Below are 21582 nucleotides of genomic sequence, written 5' to 3'. Positions count from 1 at the left end.
AAAAAAACAAATCAAAATATATAAAAATTATTTACTTTTTAACAAGAAAAACCGCCTCAGTTGTGAGACGGCTTCTTCTTTTGGTTATTAGTTTAACAGTTATTTTTTAATGATTTTCAAGGACTGTGATCCTTTTTCTGTATTTACTTTTACAATATAAACACCTGCTGCGGCACGTCTCATGTCTACAGAACCTTTTTCAGCGTTAATTGTTTCGCTAAGAATTCTCTGGCCTGAAACATTGTATACTTCCACATCTCTGATCTTTGTATCATTATTGATATAAAGGAAATCTGTAACAGGGTTTGGATAAGCACTCACTGTATTCTTTTTCGCAGCTTCATTCACCGCTAACACAGCGACTGTAAATTCAAAGCTTCCAAGATCCGGTGTTAAAGCATTTCTTATATTACCATCTGCATCCAGAGTTACTTCAACAACCGGAGTTCCTTTGTTGTCAAGAGCCGCATTTCCTGTGGTAGATAAATGGAAATCGGTTGCTGATACAAATACTGGTAAAACATTCAGAGAGTTTACATTTCCTCCGAATCCTGCCTGGATATCTGCAAGTGTAGCTTTTGCCAATCCTCCGATATAGCCAAGATTAGTTCCTGAAGAATAGAAATTATTAAAGTTAATGGAAGAGAAAACACCACTTGCTGCTCCTGCATAAATAGTATATCTGTCTCCTGCCTGAGTCTGGGTATTCACAAAAAGATTATTTCTTACATCAATCCCTCCTAAACCAGTTACTCCACTTGTGATATTTAAAGCTGACGGTCTTCCTGCAACAGTCTGGCTTACGTTCATTACAACGGTATTATAGTAAAGTTTATATCCACCTCCTGCTCCAATAACAATTCCGTTTCCATTATCATTTACACCTCCGGTGGTTGCATATCCATAACCGGCTACCCCACTCACTACATTATTGGCAACTAAGGTATTGGAGGTAAGACCTGTTGCTGCCAGATAAATCCCCTGTGCCCCATATCCTGAAACATTGGTGTTTTTTATCCCGTTAATTTTATTATTATCTATAGTTACTCCGGAGGTTGCTGCTGCTGCATAAATCCCTGCAAACACAGTTCCTGTTCCACTGGAGTTAAAATTGGAAATTGTATTCCCTCTTACAATAATATTGGCTGTTGCAGAGGCTCCCGTATTACCAGCGGTTACGGTTACACCGGCAGCTCCTCCGGTAGAAGTTCCGGTATATCCAAGATTGGTAATGGTATTGGAAATAATGGAAGAGTTAACTGTGGCAGTGGCAAACCAAACTCCTCTCTTGATCTCAGCTATAGTCGTTTCGAAATTACCAATCGTATTATTGCTTACCGTTACTCCATCTGCTCCCTGCACATAAATTCCACCAAGGCGGATAGCATCAGTTCCTGTAGCACTTAAATCATTTCCTGTTACCAGAGTATTCGCGCCATTACCTGCAGCTGTAGCGGCAAATAAATACATTCCCATATACGCTTTCTTCACTGCATTATTCTGGATGGTGACATTATTAAAGAAACCTCCCGTAGGTGTTGCGGCACCATCATACATGACAAAAGCAGAAGAGGTATTGATACCATTTACAATATTCAGGTTTTTAACCATAATATTAGTATTTGCAGCGGCAGCAGAAGCCGCTATAAAAGTAAGTACCTGCGGTGCTGTAGTAGAAGTGTTGGTAAGAGTAAGATCTCTTGTCGTTCCTGAAGCGGCATTGCTTCCATCCAGGGTAATGTTACTACCCAGTATTCTTACTAAGGGTGCACTGGCAATATCACCGGAAATAGCAGCTGTAACTCCTATTGCGGGTTTTATAGCAACAGAAGTATAGCTTGTCGCTCCGCCACTGGCATTCAGACTTGCGGTGGCTGTTTCTGTTGTGTTTGCTGTGATACTGATTGTAATTGCTCCCTGATGTGTTCCCGCATTAATAGCATCGAATGCTCCTTTTAATGTGGTATAAGTTCCTGTAGCTGTTCCTGCCGTGGCAGAAATATTCACTTGTGAATAAAAATTTGATGAAACCAAAATTGCCATCAAACAAAATAGAATTTTTCTCATGACATTAATTTTTATTGTATTAAATATAAAAAATAATTATTAATAAAATTCAATAAATATTGACAATCAATTAAATATATTAAACAAAAACTAAACATAATATCATAAAATCCCTTAAATAACACAATACAAACAAAACAAGATACCACATTTTAATTTAAAAAAATTTGTTTTTTCAGAATTTCGTAAATTTGCACCATGATAAAAATAGGCAACATAGAACTGCCGGAATTTCCACTTTTGCTGGCTCCGATGGAAGACGTAAGTGATCCTCCGTTCAGACGTTTGTGTAAAATGCATGGTGCAGATTTAATGTATTCGGAATTTATTTCTTCCGAAGGGTTGATTCGTGACGCTATCAAGAGTCGTAAAAAGCTGGATATTTTCGATTATGAAAGGCCCGTTGGGATACAGATTTTTGGTGGTGACGAAGAAGCTATGGCTATGTCTGCAAGAATTGTTGAAACGGTAAATCCGGATCTGGTAGATATTAATTTTGGATGTCCTGTAAAAAAAGTTGTCTGCAAAGGAGCAGGAGCTGGTGTTTTGAAAGATATTGACCTTATGGTACGTCTTACAAAAGCTGTTGTAAGTTCTACTCATCTTCCTGTTACGGTAAAAACCCGTCTGGGATGGGACAGCACCAGTATTAATATTGATGAAGTAGCAGAGCGTCTGCAGGAAACAGGAATTAAAGCTCTTACGATACATGCAAGAACCCGTGCTCAAATGTATAAGGGTGAAGCAGACTGGGAGCATATTTCAAGAATTAAACAAAATCCTAATATTGAAATTCCAATTTTTGGAAATGGTGATATAGATTCTGCTGAAAAAGCATTAGAGTATAAACAAAAGTATGCATGTGACGGTATTATGATCGGACGTGCTGCTATTGGATATCCATGGATCTTTAATGAAATCAAACATTTCTTTAAAACAGGAGAGCATTTACCTGAACCGACAATTTCAGACCGATTACTGGCTGTTCGTCAACATGCTGAGTGGAGTGCAGAATGGAAAGGAGAAAGATTAGGATTGGTTGAAATGAGACAACATTACAGCAACTATTTCCGAGGAATTCCTCATTTCAAGGAGTTCAGAAAAAAATTCCTGGAAGTGTTCACTATGGAAGAAATGAACAGCTTGATTAAAGAAACCCAACAGTTCTACGAAGAGTATCAGGCACAACTATAAAAATAAAAACCATCAGCAAGCTGATGGTTTTTTTATATTGAGAATTTAATATTAATATCCTTCTGATGAAGATTCGTTTTTAATTAATCCCAAAGCTGAAGAGGTTCCAATTCTTTTAACTCCCATTTTGATCATTTTTTCAGCATCTTCGGGAGTTCTTACTCCACCTGCTGCTTTTACAGGAAGTTTCCCAGCATTGCTGAGCATAATTGTTATTCCTTCAAAGGTTGCTCCGTTAGGTTTTCCTTCAGCAGTCTGATAAAATCCTGTAGATGACTTGACAAAAATTTTCGACAACTCATTTTCAGAAAAATTTTCTTCTGCCCAGGTAGAAATCTTTTTCGTAAGATCTGCAATTTGTTCATCAGTTAATGCTGCAATTTCAATAATCCATTTTGCAACTTTATGATGCTCAAGAGATAATTGGGTACATTTTACAAATTCTTCTCTTACCAGTTCTATATTCCCCTGTAGATAAGCAGTATAATTAATCACAAAATCTAATTCATCTGCACCGTCTTCTATTGCTTTTGAAGCTTCTGCAAGTTTTTCATCAATAGAGTACGTTCCTTCGTGGAAACCTATTACAGTTCCTACTACAACATTTGAATTTCTTTCCTGAATAAATTTTTTAATCTCAGATACATAATCCGGTCGAATCATCACGGCAAAAATACCATTGTCTATTGCTTCCTGAGCAAGTTCTTTATCTTTTTGAAGTGTTTCTTCGTGGGAAATACCTGACTGTTCTGGAGTTTTCAGGTAAGTTGAATCCAAATATTGGGCTATGTTCATATTGTTATACTTTCAATTGTCTGTAAATACCTTGTTCTAAAGATATAAAAGTTTCTGTTCTTGTTACTCCCTTCAGCTTTTGAAGCTTACTAAGGATTTGCATTAAATGATCATTGTCTTTACAAAGCACTTTCAGGAAAATAGTATAATTTCCTGTAGTATAGTGGGCTTCCACTACTTCGTTGATATCATGCAAAGACTTTACCACTTCCGGATAATGGCTTGGCTGATCCAGAAATACACCGATGTAGGAAATCACTTTGTATCCAATTTTCTTAGGGTTAAGAAATGATATTGAATTTTCAATAACTCCTGCATGTTCGAGTTTTTTGATTCTTTGATGCACTGCAGTGGTGGAAATTCCAACATTTTTTGAAATGTGGGCTAAAGAAGTTTTAGCATTATCCATCAACATGTAGATGATTTCTTTGTCAATAGAATCTAAATGGTAGCTTGTGTTGCTCGAATTTTTCATTTTCTACTTTTTTATTATTTATGTTTTTTAATGTAAATTTTTAAATTTTACAAAAACCGGAAAGTGATCGCTATATCCACCTAAATACCGGGTACCGGCATAAGTTCGGAAAGGCCGTCCTTCAAAATTTCTGGTTCTGCTGCGGATTTTTTCAGAATTAAATATATGGGCATCCTGAAAAGCCAGCGTCTTATTATCAAGCAAAGATCTTGACATAATGATCTGATCATACAGCAATCCAGATTTATAATGAAAAGTAGAATAATTTCTTGTAGAAAACAATTGTTGAAAAGGGTTCATTAAAACCTTCTCATGGTCATTGTCATAGAGAATCTGTACTAAATTTTCATCATCCGGGTTTTCGTTAAAATCACCACACAATATAACATGCTCTTTATCAGCATTTATAATTTTCATAATCCGTTCCCGTACTTCATTCAATATAAAGGCTCTTTTAGGTTTATTGATATCTTTTTCGCGCTTAGAGGGAAGATGGGCGATAAAGACATTAATAATTTCCCCTTTATATTTAATTTTTGAAAAAAGTACGTCTCGGGTTGTGTCGTAATTTTCTGTGTTTTTATTTACTATTTCAAAAAAGAAAGTAATGGTTTCCGAATCTATTACCTCTACTTTATTTTTATCATATAACATGGCTACATCCACTTTTCGTTCGTCCATAGAATTGTAATGTACAATTCCATATTCCGAATTAAAGGGCTCCATTTCTACAAGATCTTCCAAAACTTTCCTTCCGGAAACTTCAGATAATCCTATTACAAATGGTAATACTTCATTCTCCTCCTTCATCAACTGAAATACATGAGAGATTTTGAAAAGCTTATTTCTATATCTCTTTTCATCCCAATTCCTTAATCCTGACCGAGTAGGATCTAATTTGTGGACAGGTTTCGGATCAGGTAAAAATAAATTTTCAACATTATAAAAAGAGAACAGCTCCATCTACACTAATTTCTATACTTTTAATTTATTATGTCCTTTTTACTTTAAGATGTAAATTTATTATTTTTTTTCAAATTTTTGTGATTTACGTCTAAAACAGTAAATCAATTTCCAATAAAAAACAATTCAAATATAGTAAAAAATACTAATGAAATAAGTCATTATGAATTAATTTTTCAACCATCCCGCAGTTTCGATATATTAATCAAAATTGAGACAATAAACAAAATATGGAATAATAGAAATAAATTTTCAATTTAAAATCAGAAACATTAATATTTTTCACACTTATTAAAATTACAACAAATATTATTCCATTTATCTATAATAAATGGAATTAAATATTGAAGCAAAAATTAGATCATTTCTGAAAATTTTCGTCTACAGTAAATCGGGGCGTTTTTCCTTTGTAATTCTTACGGCTTCATCATGACGCCATTCTTCAATTTTTCCGAAATTCCCACTCAACAGGATTTTAGGAACATCCAGCCCTTTATAACTTTCAGGTCTGGTATAGATAGGTGGTGAAAGAAGATCATCCTGAAAACTGTCTGTTAAGGCGCTTTGTTCATCATTCAAAACTCCGGGAAGCAATCTGATAATTGAGTCTGCCAAAACACAGGCAGCCAGTTCTCCTCCTGTAAGAACGTAATCTCCAATTGAAATTTCTTTGGTGATATGAAGATCTCTTACCCTTTGATCTATTCCTTTGTAATGTCCGCAAAGAAAAATTAAATTCTCTTTGATAGACAATGAATTGGCTATTTTTTGGTTTAAAGTTACCCCATCCGGAGTCAGATAGATCACTTCATCATAATTTCTTTGAGATTTAAGCTCCGATATACATTTATCCAATGGCTCAACCATCATTACCATTCCTGCTCCGCCTCCGTAAGGCTCATCATCAATTTGTCTGTGCTTATTGATTGCCCAGTCTCTCAAATGGTGAAAATGTACTTCTACCAGTCCTTTATCCATTGCTCTTTTCAAAATAGAAGTTTGGAACGGACTCTCCATCAATTCCGGAAGTACGCTTATTATGTCAATTCTCATTGTAATGTTCCGTTTTTCTTAGTAGGTATAATAATTAATCTTAAAGAAGAATCTTTGTTGATATAACTCCACATCCAGTTGAAGAATATGGCCAGTTTATTTCGAACGCTCAAAATTAGCATTAAATGGAGAAACATCCAGAAATACCACGCCAGAAATCCCTGAAATTTTATAAACGGCAGATCTACAACCGCTCTGTGCTTCCCAATAGTCGCTAATGAGCCTTTGTCATCATACTCGTATTCCTTCCACTCTTCCTGAGTTTTCTTTAATAGATTTTTACCTAAATTTTTTGCCTGATTAATGGCTACGTTGGCTACCTGAGGATGTCCCTGTGGATATTTAGGAGTTTCCATATAGGCAATATCCCCGATAGCATAAATATTATCGTACCCTTGTATTTTATTATATCGGTCTACAATATATCTGTTTCTTACTAATTTTTCTTCCGGAAAACCTCCTACAACATTTCCTGTAACTCCAGCTGCCCAGATCACATTATTGGATGGAATTTCTTTTCCGCTTTTCAAATGAACTTTATCTCCGTCATAATCCGTTACCACTTCCCCACTCATAAAAGAGACTCCTAAGTCTTTAAGATATTTCTCAGATTTATCCTGTGCTTCGCTACTCATTACAGCCAATGGCTTCTCGGTAGAACTTACCAGAATAATCTTCAGATGATCAAAATTCATATAAGGATAATCTCTTGGAAGGATGTCTTTTTTCATTTCAGCAAAAGCTCCTGCCAGTTCTACTCCGGTAGGACCGCTTCCAACGATAACAATATTCCAGTTTCCGTCATCGCTTCGGCTTTTTTCAATAATCAGTTTTTCAAAGGTCATCAAAACATGATTTCTGATACTGATGGCTTCCTGGGTATTTTTCATTCCGAAAGCTTTTCCTTCCAATTCTTTGTTTCCGAAAAAATTAGTTTTACAGCCCGTTGCAATGATGAGTTTATCATAGGTAAATTCTGCTTCGTCTGTAATGACTTTATTGTTGGCAGGATCTATTTCTTTGACTTCCGTCATACGGAACTGTGTGTTTCTGGACTGCTGAAAAATCTTTCTGAAGGGAAAGGAAATGTTGGAAGGTTCTATCCTCCCTGAGGCTACCTGATAAAAAAGCGGCTGAAACATATGGTGGTTCATCCGATCCAGAACAATGACCTTTTTGTTCTTGTTATTCAATGTTTTTGCAAGCTGCAGCCCCGCAAATCCTCCTCCAATAATGATGATTTTTTCGCGTGTTTCCATAATACACAAATTTACTGATTTTATTTTAGCATTTAGCAGTGAAAAAAGTTAGTTTTGCAAAACTTTATGACACCAAAAAAGTACACCAAAAAAACTGCCAAACAAGTCCATAAATCAAGACGGAAGAAGTATTTTTTCCGAAGATGGGTGATATTGGCTATTTTAATGATAGCATTAGTAGGAACAGGACTTTATTTAAGACAGTCTATCAGTTATTACTATGCATTGTACTTTAATAAATTTAAACATAAAAAGCTTCATAACAGTGAAAAGGAAGCCTCAAGAATCCAAAGAATATTAGCCAGCAACCTTGATAAAACCTATGGTTTTGATGTTTCTCATTATCAGAACCGGGAAGATATCAAATGGGATAGTCTCAGCATCGGAAATAAAACAATTCCTTTAGAATTTGTTGTCATGCGTGCAACGATGGGAAACCGAAGTGCCGATAAACATTTTGACGAATTCTGGGAAAGTGCTAAAAAGCATGATCTTATCCGTGGCGCCTACCATTTTTACAGAGCCGATGAAGATCCTGTAATCCAGGCCAATAATTTTTTAGAGAATGTAAAACTTGAAAGCGGAGATCTTCCCCCTATTCTTGATATTGAAAAAATCCCAAAGCGTAAAACCAATAAAAAACTGATTGAAGATCTGAAAGTATGGTGTAAAATTGTAGAAGAGGCGTATGGTGAAAAGCCGATTATCTATACCTACTATCATTATTATAAAGATTTTCTGAAAGGCGAGTTTGAAGGTTACCCTTTATGGCTGGCCAATTACAATGATGTTCCGTCTCCTTCACCAGATGATGAGTGGGATTTCTGGCAGTTTACAGAAAACGGAATTGTTCATGGTATCAACGCTAAAGTGGATCTTGATATTTACAATGGTAATTCGTGGTCGTTAAAAAGATTGACACTGGATTAGAAGAAAGAAAATGAAAGCAGAAAAATAGGAGTTGATAAAATTTCAATGAGCCAATTTTTAAAATAAGCTACTGATATCACTTCCATCTTCCATCCTCCATCTCCCCGCTTCCAGCCTTTATTAATTACTTTTCCCTAAAAAATTCAGAATATCTGTATTGAGTTGATCTGCGTTTTCAAAAGGAATCATATGGGTGGCATTGCTGTAGATTTTAAGTTCGGCATTGGGTATTTCTTTAGCAATAAGTTCGGTATGCTCCTGTTTAATAACATCTTTATCACCGGCAATAACCAATACTTTACTTCCAATTTTATTTAAATCTTTCTTCTCAATGCGCGGCTGTGTCAGCATAATTTTCAAAAGCCTTTGTTCATTAAACTTTTCCGGATCCTTCAGTTCTTTCATCACCAGCATTTTATTTTCAAAATGATCAGTAAGCCTGTCATCCACTCCATCAGGAAATGCGTTGGCTCCAATTGCAATCAGCTTATTCAGTTTTTCAGGATATTTCAGGGCAAATTCCAGTCCGGTATTTCCGCCATCACTCCAGCCTGCGATATTTACTTTATTAAGCTTTAACTGATCTGTAACTGCTTTTACATCATCAGCAAACATTTTATAAGTAAAATCCTTTTTAGAAGAATCTATACTTTTTCCTTGTCCTCTTGTATCTATAGCAATTACTTTATACTGCTTTGATAAAACAGGAATCTGCTGATAAAAATCTTTAATACTTCCGGAATTGCCATGAAGCAGAATCAATGGTTCTCCTTCACCATACACTTCATAATAAAGGTTGGTATCCTGAAGTTTCAGATAATTTCCCACCGTTTTATTTTGACCATACGCTGTTTGTTCCGATTCCTGAATATATTTTGATACATCAGGCATCAGTGCTTCTGCGCTATCATCTGCAAAACCGTTTTCATCATCCATATTTTTGTCTCCGTTTTTATCCATTTTTACATCGATATTAATGGCAGGTGCTGCAAGAGTCACTTTTGTCCAGTCTCCATAAAATTTCCTTATAAATCCTGTTTTGAACAATGCTGCACTTATATTGACTCTCCCTTCAAATTCTTTTAAAAACTGAATTCCTATAAAAAATTTTCCATGAACCCAGATATTACGGTCATTAACATCCAATGTATAAGTTCCGTCTTTAATCATATCGCTGGTAAGTTCAACAGTAATTTCCTCATCAAGAATATTTTTATCCGGAAAACCCTCTTTTTCACTATAAATAGTATACCGCATAACGACAGGCTTATCTGAGGTATAGCTGGCAATATTCAGGTTAATATTCTTAATCTTTGATTTCTTTTTAGCATTAAAAGCCAATGCGGTTTCACCAAGAAAATCTTCTTTTCTGAGGTGTGGATTTACAGAGTACATAACACTTTTTGTCTTGGTATTGACTCCCCAGTTTTTATCAATAAGTTTTTTAGGCTTAATGGTAATCTCTTTAATATTTTTAGTTTTCTCTGTTAAAAATATTTTTTGCTGATCATTTTTTTTAAAATTCTGTATTGTTTCCTGGTAAGGGTCAAATCCTGGTACTTCTATTATTATTTTCTGCTGAGGATCTGTATTGGAAAGATCAATTGAAAAATTTCCTTTTTCATCCGAGATTGTTCCGATGGTTTTTTTTTCAATTCCAATTTTCACATAAGGAATTGGATGGTTTTCATTTTTAGAAATAATGGTTCCGGAAATAACCTGGCCATGAAAGGCTGAAGCTGTCAAAAGGAAGAATAAAGTATGAGATATTTTCATGATAAAAGTTTGACGCAAACTTATTTATTTTAAACAGTCCGCTATCCCAATACTTTATTAAAATTATTCTCCCTTTAGTTAAAGTTGTTTAAAATATTTCCTACTTAAAGGATACTCATAATTTCTTCCCAGGAATGAACTCTTTCGTAAGTTTCATTTTCTATCAGTTCATTATGAGGTTGGGTAAATATCAGTCTCTGCCCTGAAAAATGATCTAAATTTTTAGGATAATCATCAATCATGATATCTCCGGACACTACTTTTTTACTTCCACAAAGAACAATCTGTTCCCAGGTAATGAATGGAAAATGCTCTGCCAGCCAGTCATATTTTTCTCTTAAGCTGTTCGGAAACTCCATTCCGGCAGATACAATATAGAGTTCGTATTTATTATTCAGATATTCCATTGCCTCACGGCTTCCTTTCATGACAGGTAAGGTTCTGAAAAAACCTATTTCATTCACGTGCTTTTTTCCATTGGGAAAAGACTCTATTTCAGGCTTACCAGCCAAATCACTGATTTCAATTTCTCTTCCTGTATCTCTTTTTTCAAATTGTACCAGCTGATGATATACATCCGCCATTACCCCGTCCATGTCGACAATAACTTTTTTCATTGTTTCAATCAGATTTTTGTATTATTTATTACTATTTTAAAATGTGTATTTCATTGGAGTTGATCAAATTTACTGATTAGTTTTTTCAGGCAAGGGACACAGTCTATTAAAAAATCATAAATATTCATTTTTATAAGAGACGTTCCGGAAAGTTTTATGGCTACATTTTCGTATTTTTGCCACTTAGTTAAAAATTAAAATCAAACTATTAATTCCCAATGAATTACGTTTCTGCAGAAAATCTTACCAAATCTTATGGCATCAAGGTTTTGTTTAAAAACATTTCGTTTCACATCAATGAAGGAGATAAAATAGCTATTGTTGCCAAAAACGGAAGTGGAAAATCTACCCTTCTGAAAATATTAATGGGTAAAGAAATTGCAGACAGCGGAACTGCGATCATCAATAAAGATATCCAGGTGGTGCTATTTGACCAGGAAATTGATTATGATCCTAAGCTGAGCATTGAGGAATTTATGATGACCCTTGATTCTGAGCCTATCCTGGCCCTTAAAAACTATCATAAATCACTTCATTCTACAGACAATGATTTTATTGAGAAAGCATTGGCTGATATGGAAGTTCATAAAGCCTGGGATCTGGAAAATGAAATGAAACAGATTCTTTCCCAGCTTAAAATCACTGATCTGGATGCTAAAATGGGCACTCTTTCCGGAGGGCAGATCAAGCGTGTAGCGTTGGCGAAACTTTTAACAGAGACAAGAGCCGAGCACAGACATACACTTCTTATCATGGACGAACCTACCAACCACCTGGATGTGGATATGGTAGAATGGCTTGAAAATTATCTGAACAAAGCAAAAATCACTTTATTACTGGTTACCCACGACCGATATTTCCTTGACAGTGTTTGTGACATTATCTGGGAAATGGAGGATCAGAATCTTTATGTTCATAATGGTTCTTATGCTACTTACCTTGAAAATAAAATGATTCGTGAGGAAAATCTTAATGCTACAATTGACAAGGCCAATAACCTTTACAGAAAGGAACTGGAATGGATGCGAAGACAGCCGAAAGCCAGAACCACAAAATCAAAAAGCAGAATTGATGCTTTCTACGAAACGGAAAAAGTAGCCAAAACCGATACCCGAAAAGATGGATTGGAACTTGATTTTGAAATGAAACGTTTGGGAAATAAAATTCTTGAACTTAAACATATTGATAAGAGCTTTGGACCTAAAGTTTTATTAAAAGATTTCAGCTACCAGTTTCAACGTGGAGAAAAAGTGGGAATCATTGGAAAAAATGGAGCAGGAAAATCTACCTTGCTCAATATTATTCAAGGTTTTGAAAAAGCGGATAAGGGAGAAATTGAAACTGGAGAAACTATTTCTTTCGGTTATTTCTCACAAAAAGGCCTTACTTATAAAGAAGATGAACGTGTCATCGATTTTATCAAGGAAATTGCAGAATTTTATCCTTTGGCAAATGGAAAAAGTTTATCTGCATCACAGTTCTTAAGATTGTTCTTATTTGACGATCAGACGCAGTATTCTCCTATCTCTAAACTTTCGGGTGGGGAGAAAAGAAGACTTCACCTGATGTATATTTTGTATCAAAATCCTAATTTCCTGATTTTTGACGAACCTACAAATGACCTGGATCTTCCTACATTAACAGTTCTTGAAAACTTCCTTCAGCAATTTCAGGGATCTTTGATTATCGTTTCTCACGACAGGTATTTCATGGACAGAATTGTAGACCATGTGCTGGCTTTTGAAGGAAACGGAAAAATCAGAGATTTTGTAGGAAACTTCTCAGAATACAGAGAAGCAAGAAGCCGTGAGGAAGCTTTAGAAAAAAATGCAATGGTAAAACCTGAGCCTGTAAAAGAAATTGTTTCTTCAACAGAAAGTACTCAGTCTTCTAATTCTAAAAGAAAACTCACTTTTAAAGAACAAAGAGAACTGGAAACCATTGAAAAAGAAATGCCTGAACTGGAAGAACAGCGCACTAAAATTCTGGATAAGCTCAATAACGAAGCTGATTACGAAAAGATAGCCACACTTTCTTCAGAACTGGAAAGCGTTTCAGAGAAACTGGAGAACCATGAAATGAGATGGTTGGAACTTCAGGAACTTCTTTAATAATGATGAATTAAAAATTATGAATTATGAATGAATTCAAAGAGTTTGAGGGTTTGAGAGTAAACGAGTTGAAGACTTCTAATCACAACCGTTATCAACCTTGAACTTTAAACCTTAAACTTTGAATTTTGAATTCATTCATCACTTATCATTTATAATTCTATTATCTTCTCTTCTTTTGCACTTTCAAGAGAAGCATCTATGATTTTCATATTCTGGATGACTTCTTTTCCTGGAGATGGCAAAGCATATCCAAAAACAATGTGTTCATAGATCTGCTGATAATAATTCATATAATTTCCGGCTTCACTGGAGGTAAGAATTCTTTCTGTTTCAGAATCATCATTCAGGAAGTTTAAAATTCCGTCCGGTTCTTTTAAAGGAAGTGTCCATTCTTTACCATATTCAGGAATAGCACCTGCTACCAGTTCATTTTCCTGATTATCAGTTCTTTCCTGCAAGAAAGTTCCTCTATCTCCATGAATTGTGTAAGCATAGTGACCTTCTTTACTGAAAACAGACGATTTCAGTCTTACTCTAAGATTATCTTTATAGAATAAGAGAATTTCAAAATAATCGTTAGCAAACTCAGTTCCTTTCATAGAAAACACATCTGCAAACAATTTTTCAGGGTATCCGAAATACTGCACTGCCTGATCTACAAGATGTGCTCCCAGATCATGAAGAGATCCTGCCCCCACCTGATCAGGACTTTCTTTATGCTGCTTTCCACTAGCTGTGGTACGGAATCTGTCAAAGCGGATTTCTGCTTCTTTAATATTCCCTAATTTCCCTTCAGTTAAAACTTTTTGAACTTGCAAAAAATCACGGTCGAATCTTCTGTTTTGATATACGCTTAGAAACAATCCTTTTTCTTCTGCCAACTGTACCAGCTCTTCAGCTTCAGAAACATTTACTGTAAAGGGTTTTTCTACAACAATATTTTTTCCTGCTTCCAGTGCTTTTTTGGCATATTCATAATGGGTCTGAACCGGAGTATTGATAATCACCAATTCTACATCAGCATGCTGAAGCATTTCTTCCACGGAGCGGTAGATTGTTGCTTCCGGATACTTTTCCTTCGATTCTTCCTTGCTTCTTTCCACCACAGCAGACATAAAAAATCCCGGATGTTCTTTTAAGAAGGGAGCATGGAATACTTTTCCACTCATTCCAAAGGCACAAAGCCCTGCTTTTACCAATTGCATATTATAATTTTCAACAAATATATTCATAAAAATTTCTCTATCCCTTAGTCTAAAGGAGCTATAGAAATAATCCATCTCATCAACTCTAAGAATATGATTTAAATCATAAAATTATTTTTATCTATTCTAAACAAATACTTACATTTGCGCCTTATTTAAAACTGTTCTACATAAAAATAAAATGAAAAAACAATTACTTTCTTTAGGTCTTCTATTTATCGCTGTTTCAGCGAGTTCACAGATGAAAAATGCGGAAGCAGACACCATCAGAACTCAGACCATTGAGGATATTAATCTTCACAAAACGGGAAATCCTAACCAGGCAAGACCATTATCGACAAAATCAAATCTGACGGTAATGGAAAACCCTCAGCCCATTGCTATTGTTACTCACGAAATCATTGAGCAGCAACAGGCAAAACAATTGAGTGATGTTCTTCAGAATGTAAACGGAATGTATGTTACTTCATCAAGAGGAAATTCTCAGGATAGCTTTGGTGGACGTGGTTTCATTTTAGGAAATGATAATATCTTCAAAAATGGAACAAGAGTAAACAGTGGGGTTTTTCCTGAAGTAAGCGGTCTGGAAAGAGTTGAAGTTTTAAAAGGGGCAAATGCCATGTTATTTGGTAATGCAGCAGCAGGTGGTATCATCAACATGATTACAAAGAAGCCTAAATTCAATTTTGGCGGAAGTATTGGATTAAATGGCGGAAGCTGGAATTCTTACAAACCAACTGTTGATATTTATGGCCCTTTATCAAAGAATATTGCTTTCAGAGTAAATGGAGCTTACGAATATGCAGAAAGTTTCAGAGATGTTGTAGAATCAGAAAAATATTACTTCAATCCTTCATTCCTTTTCAATTTAAGCCCAAAATCGCAATTGATCGTTGAAGCAGATTATCTTAAGAATAATTTTACTCCTGATTTCGGTCTTGGATCCATCACAAATCCTGATGGAAGTTATAAAATCAATGATCTTCTACCTAAAAATGCTTTCTTAGGAGCGGACTGGCAATATCAAAATGTAGAACAAGTTTCTACCAATGTAACTTTTAATCACCAGTTTACTGATAAGTGGTCATTAAATGCTGTAGCTTCTTATCAGAACTATACTAAAGACTACTACTCTACTGAAAGAGTACAGTGGGGATATGAAAAGAATACAAACCGCCTTTTCTGGCAAAGACCTTTAAATAAAACATTTAACGAACAAAATTACACTTCATTACAAGTTAATATTAATGGAGAGTTCAATACAGGAAAAATCAATCATAAGGTTTTAATTGGTACTGATGGAGACTATGGTGTTCAAAATAACTATACTTACACCAATCCAACAGTTTATGGGACTAATGGTAATACAGCTACCATTAATAATAACCTTTATTTAGATGATTCATCAACTTGGGCAAGTGGAAAAATGCCTAACGCATCTTTAAAAGATAGAACAAGAATCCCTACACAAAGATTTGGTATATATATTCAGGATTTCATAAGCCTTACAAAACAACTTAAAGTAATTGCTGGTTTAAGATGGTCTTATTTGGAAACAATGACTAATACTAAAAATACATTTTCAAATGATCTTGGAGATGTTGATCAAAAAAATACAGCAATATCTGACAGAGCATTTTCACCAAAAGCTGGTTTAGTATATATGCCAAACGATAACCTTTCCGTATTTGCAACCTATACCAACTCTTTTGCTCAGAATACAGGAAAAGATATTTATGAACAAGCGTTAAAACCTACTACTATTGATCAATATGAAGCAGGAGTGAAAAAGAATTTCTGGAATAATGCTTTAGCTGTAAACCTGACTGCATATCAAATTGTTTACAATAACTATTATCAAACCGCACCTCAATTAGCAAATGGGCAGGCAAATTCAGATTCATTCTATAAAGAATTCGCAGGAAAAATGAGAAGCCGTGGTGTTGAGTTGGATATTACTGGAAACCCAACAGAAAATTTATCAATTATCGGTGGATTCTCTTATAACAACTCTGTATATCTTGATACACCAGACGGTTTTGGATATGTTGAGAAACAAAGATTAGTAAGAACTCCAGCTACAACAGCAAACGCTTCTGTATTTTATAAATTCACGCGTTATGCAAAAGGACTTAAAGTAGGTGCAGGTGCATATTTCATCGGTGACAGATTAGCCGGATGGAATGATACCAAAAATGGTTCTACAGGTCTGGGTGCAAGAAACGGAATCAGTAGATCATTTGCTTTAAAAGATTACACTACCGTAATGGTATCTGTAGGATATGAGTGGAAAAAATTCTCTATCCAAGGAAAAGTGGGTAACCTGTTTAATGTCGAAAACTACAATGTTCACGAGAATTATTCAGTGAATCCTATTACTCCAAGAAATTACTATTTCACATTGACATACAGACTCTAGAATTCTTTATATAATAATTCTTTCATTAAAAGTGGAAATTGCATTTTTGCAGTTTCCACTTTTGAAATTTTAAACAAAAACAAAACAATAAGATATGGATAAGATTAAAGACACAAGAAGTTTCATGAGAATTACTCACCGTTATCTGGGATATTTCCTTGCCGGAATTATGGCGGTATATTCGTTAAGTGGAATTCTTCTGGTGTACAGAGACACGGATTTTCTGAAAAGCGAAAAGAAATATGAAAAAAACATTGCAGCTAATCTTTCAGAGAAAGAACTGAAAAAAGAACTGAAAATGAAAGGCCTGGAAGTGGAAAAAACTGAAGGTAGCGTTCTTTATTTTAAACAAGGAACTTATGACAGCGCAACCGGAAAAGCCAAGTACGCTAAAAAAGAACTTCCTTTCGTATTGGATAAAATGGTTTCCCTTCACAAATCACAATCTAAAGATGCTATATCTCCTCTAAGCGTATTCTTTGGAGTTTCCCTGTTCTTTTTTGTAATATCAAGTTTCTGGATGTTTAATCCTAAGACAAAAGCGTTCAAACGTGGAATCAAGTTTACGATTGCCGGATTGATCATTTCCGTAATTCTTTTGTTTATTTAATATAATACGAAATCTGATCAAAAGAAAAAAACAGCAATTTGGAACATTAATAACATGACCTCTGTTTTTATCATTTTAATTCCAAAACGCCTGTTTTATTTTCTTTATCATTATGATATCCTCAGTTAATCTGTTAAAAAAGTAAATTATATCTTACTGGCAATCTTAACGTTTATTTAGATAAATTACGTAAAATTAAGAGTCTGGCACATTTATTGTTTTTTCTATAATTCGTGAATAATAAACATTTAATTATTAAAATAATAAATTATGAAAAAACTTATTTTAACAGGAATATTAGCCGTAGCAGGCTTAACAGCAACTGCCAACGCTCAGATTCAGAAAGGTAATTGGATGGTAGGTGGTAACCTTGTAGGGGCAAATTTTGGTTTAAATGAAGGAGCAGGATACAACTTTGCAATTCAGCCTAAAGGAGCCTATTTCATTGAAGATAATATCGCAGTTGGGGGATATGTAGATTTAGGTTTCAAAGGAGCCAAAGATGCACCCACTACTTTTACATATAATGTAGGAGCATTAGGACGTTACTATCTTAATCCGGGAGAGCAGGGAGTAAACAACTTACTACACCACGGAAGATGGTTCTTCGAAGGTAACGTAGGTGTTGGAGGGATGTCAATCTCTAAAGGAGGTTCTTCTTCTAACGGTCTTAACTTTGGATTCGGACCTGGATATTCTTACTTCATCACTCCAAACATCGGATTGGAAGGTTTAGTGAAATATGATGCAAACGCTGGATTCGGAAGCGGTGGATACACTAACAAAATTACTTTTGGTTTAGGTTTCCAGATTTATCTTCCAACGTCTAAAGCAAAACAAATCATCAACGACGTTAAGTAATCACTGAAATACTTATAAAAAAATGAAAGCGCCCCGAGAATTTATTTCCGGGGCGCTTTTCGTACAAATTAAAACTAAACTATAAAAAATCAAATAAATCATGTATTAGGTTGTGGGGTGTATCTTAAATACGGTTTTATTTCCGTTACACCTTTTGGGAATATTTTTCGTGCATCTTCTGTAGAAATTGTTGGAGGTACAATAACATCATCTCCGGTTTCCCAATTTACAGGAGTAGCTACACGATAATTATCCACCAACTGTAAAGAATCCAGCACTCTAAGAATCTCATCAAAATTCCTTCCCGTAGAGGCCGGATAGGTAATAATCAGTCTTACTTTTTTGGAAGGATCAATAATCAGAAGAGAACGTACTGTAGCTGTAGCCGAAGCATTAGGATGAATAAAATCATACAGCTCAGAAACTTTTCTGTCTTTATCAGCAATAATAGGAAACTTCACAGTGGTATTTTGAGTCTCGTTGATATCTTTCACCCAGTTTTGATGATCCTCTACTCCATCTACGCTCAGAGCAATCACTTTTGTATCTCTGGCATCAAACTCAGATTGTAGTTTTGCAGTATATCCCAGCTCTGTAGTGCATACCGGCGTATAATCTGCAGGATGCGAAAACAGAATTCCCCAGGAATTTCCCAGATAATTATAAAAATTAATATCCCCTACAGATGACTCTGCCTGAAAATTGGGTGCTGTATCTCCTAGCTTAATTGACATAATGTTCCTTCTTTATAGTCCACAAATTTAGTAGACTTTTTGGAACTGGCAAATTTTTTGATGAAAATTTATATATTTAACTAAAATTTTATCCATGGAGAAAACCGGATTAAGGTATCTAGATGTTGTTTATAAGGTATTGGAAAGTTGGTATGTAACCTTTGCCGCGCTTACCCCAAAGCTGATTGTCGGAATTTTAGTATTTACATTCTTTCTTATCAGCAGTAAATATTTAAGCAAAGGAGCTGTAAAATTATTTCACAAATTTTTCCCGAAAAGTCAAAAAGAGAGTTCATTAGTAACTTTAATTAGCATATTCAGATTTCTGATCATGCTGATGGGTACATTTATTTCTCTTGAAATAATGGGATTCAGTAACTTTCTTTGGAAATTTATCGGAAGTTTAGGAGTTGCAGGGGTTATTGCAGGGGTTGCCCTGAAAGACCTTGTTTCAAGTATTTTTTCAGGAATGCTGATTGGAATCGATAAAGCATTTAAGGTAGGTGATTATATTACCATCGGTGCCCACTCCGGAACAGTACAGGAAATTGGTTTCTTAACCACAAAAATTCTTACGGATGACGGGAAGAAAGCATATATTCCTAATCAAGTAGTATTTAATGCTCCATTTTACAATATTACCGCTTCGCCACAGCGCAGGATTATTTTAAATTTTGAAATTCCGGCTGATGAAGATATTACCAAAGCACAGAAAGGGATTCTGGATGTGATTAAAAATCTTGATAATGTAGATAAACTGGACACTATAGAAGTAATCTTTACAGATCTTAAACAGGGCGCATTCAATCTTCAGGTGAAGTTCTGGATAAAAATAGGTGCCAATCTTGCTCAGGTAAGAAGTAAAGCTTATTTAGGTATTAAAGAACGCTTTGATACAGATAAAGTTCAGTTGGTAACCCCAACGAGTATCAGCATTACAAGTGGAGAGAATATTTTACCTGAAACCCATCAGGATAAGTAACAAAACCTTTATAATTAAAAAGCACATTAAAACTGAAGTATTTTTTAAGGTGATTACAAAGAAAAACCTAGCAGGTTTTAGAAACCTGTTAGGTTTAGAATAGTACATTTCCGCTGAAGTTATTACAAAACTGTCCCTTCACGTGCCAACAAAAAAAACCGTTCCAAAAAATGAAACGGTTTTCTTATTTATCTGAAAATTTTAGATTATGCTAAAACTTCTTTTACTTTGTTTGCAGCTTCTTCTAAAGTAATTGCAGAGTGTACCGGAAGACCAGACTCGTCAATTAATTTTTTAGCTTCTACAGCGTTAGTTCCCTGTAATCTTACGATCAATGGAACCGGAAGGCTACCCATAGCTTTGTAAGCATCTACAACACCCTGAGCAACTCTGTCACATCTTACGATACCTCCGAAGATGTTGATCAAAATAGCTTTTACGTTTGGATCTCTTAAGATGATTCCGAAAGCAGTCTGTACTCTCTGAGCATCTGCAGTACCTCCTACGTCAAGGAAGTTAGCAGGGTTACCACCTGATAATTTGATGATATCCATAGTTGCCATTGCAAGACCAGCTCCGTTTACCATACAAGCAACGTTACCATCTAATTTCACGAAGTTAAGACCAGCTTCACCCGCTTCAACATCCATTGGATCTTCTTCTCTTGTATCTCTAAGCTCAGCTAAGTCTTTGTGACGGAACAATGAGTTGTCATCTAAAGTTACTTTAGCATCTACAGCGATAATCTTGTTATCAGAAGTTTTTAATACAGGGTTGATTTCGAAAAGAGAAGCATCAATTCCTGTGTAAGCATTGTAAAGAGATGAAATAAATTTCACAAATTCTTTGAATGCATTTCCTTCAAGACCTAAGTTGAAAGCAATTTTTCTAGCCTGGAATCCTTGAAGACCAATAGCTGGATCAATTAATTCGTTGTGGATCAAATGAGGAGTTACTTCAGCAACGTGCTCAATATCCATACCACCTTCAGTAGAATACACAATAGTATTTTTACCTTCAGCTCTATCTAAAAGAATAGAAACATAAAATTCTTTAGTTTCAGATTCTCCAGGATAATAAACATCTTCTGCAACCAAAACAGAGTGTACTTTTTTACCTTCAGCAGAAGTTTGTGGAGTTACCAACTGCATTCCGATGATATTCTGAGCGTTCTCTTTAAGTTTATCCATGTTTGGAGAAAACTTAACACCCCCACCTTTACCACGACCACCTGCGTGAATCTGTGCTTTTACAACCCAAGCCTGTGCTCCGGTTTCAGCAGTCAATTTTTCAGCAGCTGCTACAGCTTCATCTACGTTGTTTGCAACGAAACCACGTTGGATAGCTACTCCATACTTTGATAAAATCTCTTTTGATTGATACTCGTGAAGATTCATATTATTTTTATTATTTTATTTTAATATTTAAAGGTTGACAAATTTACTAAAAATGAATAAGGTTAAAAAGAAAATTATAGAACTTTTAACTCATTCTGTAAGTTTATCTGCGATCTTATCAGATTCAAGGC

The 21582-nt window shown here is 35.2% G+C and carries 18 protein-coding genes; 7 read left to right on the top strand and 11 right to left on the bottom strand.

Annotation, left to right across the window (positions count from 1 at the left end; all coding sequences use genetic code 11):
• Positions 1-99 precede the first annotated feature (99 nt).
• On the bottom strand, positions 100-2067 hold the full coding sequence (locus NK356_RS17370) for a T9SS type A sorting domain-containing protein (protein WP_253317570.1): 1968 nt from the start codon (positions 2065-2067) through the stop codon (positions 100-102).
• 198 nt (positions 2068-2265) lie between these two features.
• Between NK356_RS17370 and dusB the strand changes: the two genes are divergently transcribed.
• The gene (dusB, locus tag NK356_RS17365) at positions 2266-3261 is read left to right on the top strand and encodes a tRNA dihydrouridine synthase DusB (protein ID WP_034694897.1); all 996 of its coding nucleotides are present in this window, start codon (positions 2266-2268) and stop codon (positions 3259-3261) included.
• Between the two features lie 51 nt (positions 3262-3312).
• Here dusB and deoC read toward each other — a convergent pair whose 3' ends face one another.
• The 5 genes from deoC to NK356_RS17340 all read right to left on the bottom strand — a co-directional run bounded on the left by deoC (position 3313) and on the right by NK356_RS17340 (position 7806).
• On the bottom strand, positions 3313-4056 hold the full coding sequence (deoC, locus tag NK356_RS17360; protein WP_034694896.1) for a deoxyribose-phosphate aldolase: 744 nt from the start codon (positions 4054-4056) through the stop codon (positions 3313-3315).
• Positions 4057-4060: 4 nt separating this feature from the next.
• Positions 4061-4531 (bottom strand): Lrp/AsnC ligand binding domain-containing protein, encoded by a 471-nt coding sequence (locus NK356_RS17355; protein WP_002976659.1) that lies wholly within the window; start codon positions 4529-4531, stop codon positions 4061-4063.
• A 27-nt stretch (positions 4532-4558) separates the two neighbouring features.
• A complete protein-coding gene (locus NK356_RS17350) occupies positions 4559-5494 on the bottom strand; it encodes an endonuclease/exonuclease/phosphatase family protein (RefSeq protein ID WP_034694894.1) in 936 nt (311 codons plus the stop codon).
• 381 nt (positions 5495-5875) lie between these two features.
• The gene (gene trmD / locus NK356_RS17345) at positions 5876-6547 is read right to left on the bottom strand and encodes a tRNA (guanosine(37)-N1)-methyltransferase TrmD (protein ID WP_034694892.1); all 672 of its coding nucleotides are present in this window, start codon (positions 6545-6547) and stop codon (positions 5876-5878) included.
• Positions 6544-7806 (bottom strand): NAD(P)/FAD-dependent oxidoreductase, encoded by a 1263-nt coding sequence (locus NK356_RS17340; protein WP_034694890.1) that lies wholly within the window; start codon positions 7804-7806, stop codon positions 6544-6546. The genes trmD and NK356_RS17340 overlap by 4 nt, the downstream gene beginning before the upstream one ends.
• A gap of 66 nt (positions 7807-7872) precedes the next feature.
• Between NK356_RS17340 and NK356_RS17335 the strand changes: the two genes are divergently transcribed.
• Entirely contained in the window at positions 7873-8736 is an 864-nt protein-coding gene (locus NK356_RS17335) for a glycoside hydrolase family 25 protein (RefSeq protein WP_034694888.1), read from the top strand.
• Between the two features lie 120 nt (positions 8737-8856).
• Here NK356_RS17335 and NK356_RS17330 read toward each other — a convergent pair whose 3' ends face one another.
• Together NK356_RS17330 and NK356_RS17325 are read right to left on the bottom strand one after the other, a co-directional pair.
• A complete protein-coding gene (locus NK356_RS17330) occupies positions 8857-10512 on the bottom strand; it encodes an alpha/beta fold hydrolase (RefSeq protein ID WP_253317569.1) in 1656 nt (551 codons plus the stop codon).
• A 104-nt stretch (positions 10513-10616) separates the two neighbouring features.
• The gene (locus tag NK356_RS17325; protein ID WP_034694886.1) at positions 10617-11129 is read right to left on the bottom strand and encodes a 5'-nucleotidase; all 513 of its coding nucleotides are present in this window, start codon (positions 11127-11129) and stop codon (positions 10617-10619) included.
• A 218-nt stretch (positions 11130-11347) separates the two neighbouring features.
• Here NK356_RS17325 and NK356_RS17320 point away from each other — a divergent pair, with 218 nt between their 5' ends.
• The gene (locus tag NK356_RS17320) at positions 11348-13240 is read left to right on the top strand and encodes an ABC-F family ATP-binding cassette domain-containing protein (RefSeq protein WP_034694884.1); all 1893 of its coding nucleotides are present in this window, start codon (positions 11348-11350) and stop codon (positions 13238-13240) included.
• Between the two features lie 152 nt (positions 13241-13392).
• Here the strand turns inward: NK356_RS17320 and NK356_RS17315 are convergent, their stop codons facing one another.
• Positions 13393-14448, bottom strand: a complete 1056-nt coding sequence (locus NK356_RS17315) for a Gfo/Idh/MocA family oxidoreductase (protein ID WP_253317571.1) — start codon at positions 14446-14448, stop codon at positions 13393-13395.
• A gap of 181 nt (positions 14449-14629) precedes the next feature.
• Between NK356_RS17315 and NK356_RS17310 the strand changes: the two genes are divergently transcribed.
• From NK356_RS17310 to NK356_RS17300, 3 genes are all read left to right on the top strand, one after another.
• The gene (locus NK356_RS17310) at positions 14630-16867 is read left to right on the top strand and encodes a TonB-dependent siderophore receptor (RefSeq protein WP_253317568.1); all 2238 of its coding nucleotides are present in this window, start codon (positions 14630-14632) and stop codon (positions 16865-16867) included.
• A gap of 94 nt (positions 16868-16961) precedes the next feature.
• Positions 16962-17477 (top strand): hypothetical protein, encoded by a 516-nt coding sequence (locus NK356_RS17305; protein WP_253317567.1) that lies wholly within the window; start codon positions 16962-16964, stop codon positions 17475-17477.
• A gap of 270 nt (positions 17478-17747) precedes the next feature.
• A complete protein-coding gene (locus NK356_RS17300) occupies positions 17748-18338 on the top strand; it encodes an outer membrane beta-barrel protein (protein ID WP_047435061.1) in 591 nt (196 codons plus the stop codon).
• A 98-nt stretch (positions 18339-18436) separates the two neighbouring features.
• Here the strand turns inward: NK356_RS17300 and NK356_RS17295 are convergent, their stop codons facing one another.
• Positions 18437-19072, bottom strand: coding sequence for a peroxiredoxin (locus NK356_RS17295; protein ID WP_034694877.1), 636 nt, complete (start codon positions 19070-19072; stop codon positions 18437-18439).
• 94 nt (positions 19073-19166) lie between these two features.
• Here NK356_RS17295 and NK356_RS17290 point away from each other — a divergent pair, with 94 nt between their 5' ends.
• The gene (locus tag NK356_RS17290) at positions 19167-20054 is read left to right on the top strand and encodes a mechanosensitive ion channel family protein (RefSeq protein ID WP_253317566.1); all 888 of its coding nucleotides are present in this window, start codon (positions 19167-19169) and stop codon (positions 20052-20054) included.
• Between the two features lie 206 nt (positions 20055-20260).
• Here NK356_RS17290 and sucC read toward each other — a convergent pair whose 3' ends face one another.
• Positions 20261-21451, bottom strand: a complete 1191-nt coding sequence (gene sucC / locus NK356_RS17285) for an ADP-forming succinate--CoA ligase subunit beta (RefSeq protein WP_034694875.1) — start codon at positions 21449-21451, stop codon at positions 20261-20263.
• Between the last annotated feature and the right edge of the window lie 131 nt (positions 21452-21582).

The organism is Chryseobacterium sp. S0630 (assembly GCF_024158915.1).
Lineage (GTDB): Bacteria > Bacteroidota > Bacteroidia > Flavobacteriales > Weeksellaceae > Chryseobacterium.
Note: the sequence above shows the minus strand (reverse complement) of the source record. Positions and strands in the feature narration are given on the sequence as shown.

Excerpts from the sequence above, each read along its gene's own strand:
- NK356_RS17370 (WP_253317570.1), bottom strand. The coding sequence starts at position 2,067 with ATGAGAAAAATTCTATTTTGTTTGATGGCAATTTTGGTTTCATCAAAT.
- dusB (WP_034694897.1), top strand. The coding sequence starts at position 2,266 with ATGATAAAAATAGGCAACATAGAACTGCCGGAATTTCCACTTTTGCTG.
- deoC (WP_034694896.1), bottom strand. The coding sequence starts at position 4,056 with ATGAACATAGCCCAATATTTGGATTCAACTTACCTGAAAACTCCAGAA.
- NK356_RS17355 (WP_002976659.1), bottom strand. The coding sequence starts at position 4,531 with ATGAAAAATTCGAGCAACACAAGCTACCATTTAGATTCTATTGACAAA.
- NK356_RS17350 (WP_034694894.1), bottom strand. The coding sequence starts at position 5,494 with ATGGAGCTGTTCTCTTTTTATAATGTTGAAAATTTATTTTTACCTGAT.
- trmD (WP_034694892.1), bottom strand. The coding sequence starts at position 6,547 with ATGAGAATTGACATAATAAGCGTACTTCCGGAATTGATGGAGAGTCCG.
- NK356_RS17340 (WP_034694890.1), bottom strand. The coding sequence starts at position 7,806 with ATGGAAACACGCGAAAAAATCATCATTATTGGAGGAGGATTTGCGGGG.
- NK356_RS17335 (WP_034694888.1), top strand. The coding sequence starts at position 7,873 with ATGACACCAAAAAAGTACACCAAAAAAACTGCCAAACAAGTCCATAAA.
- NK356_RS17330 (WP_253317569.1), bottom strand. The coding sequence starts at position 10,512 with ATGAAAATATCTCATACTTTATTCTTCCTTTTGACAGCTTCAGCCTTT.
- NK356_RS17325 (WP_034694886.1), bottom strand. The coding sequence starts at position 11,129 with ATGAAAAAAGTTATTGTCGACATGGACGGGGTAATGGCGGATGTATAT.
- NK356_RS17320 (WP_034694884.1), top strand. The coding sequence starts at position 11,348 with ATGAATTACGTTTCTGCAGAAAATCTTACCAAATCTTATGGCATCAAG.
- NK356_RS17315 (WP_253317571.1), bottom strand. The coding sequence starts at position 14,448 with ATGCAATTGGTAAAAGCAGGGCTTTGTGCCTTTGGAATGAGTGGAAAA.
- NK356_RS17310 (WP_253317568.1), top strand. The coding sequence starts at position 14,630 with ATGAAAAAACAATTACTTTCTTTAGGTCTTCTATTTATCGCTGTTTCA.
- NK356_RS17305 (WP_253317567.1), top strand. The coding sequence starts at position 16,962 with ATGGATAAGATTAAAGACACAAGAAGTTTCATGAGAATTACTCACCGT.
- NK356_RS17300 (WP_047435061.1), top strand. The coding sequence starts at position 17,748 with ATGAAAAAACTTATTTTAACAGGAATATTAGCCGTAGCAGGCTTAACA.
- NK356_RS17295 (WP_034694877.1), bottom strand. The coding sequence starts at position 19,072 with ATGTCAATTAAGCTAGGAGATACAGCACCCAATTTTCAGGCAGAGTCA.
- NK356_RS17290 (WP_253317566.1), top strand. The coding sequence starts at position 19,167 with ATGGAGAAAACCGGATTAAGGTATCTAGATGTTGTTTATAAGGTATTG.
- sucC (WP_034694875.1), bottom strand. The coding sequence starts at position 21,451 with ATGAATCTTCACGAGTATCAATCAAAAGAGATTTTATCAAAGTATGGA.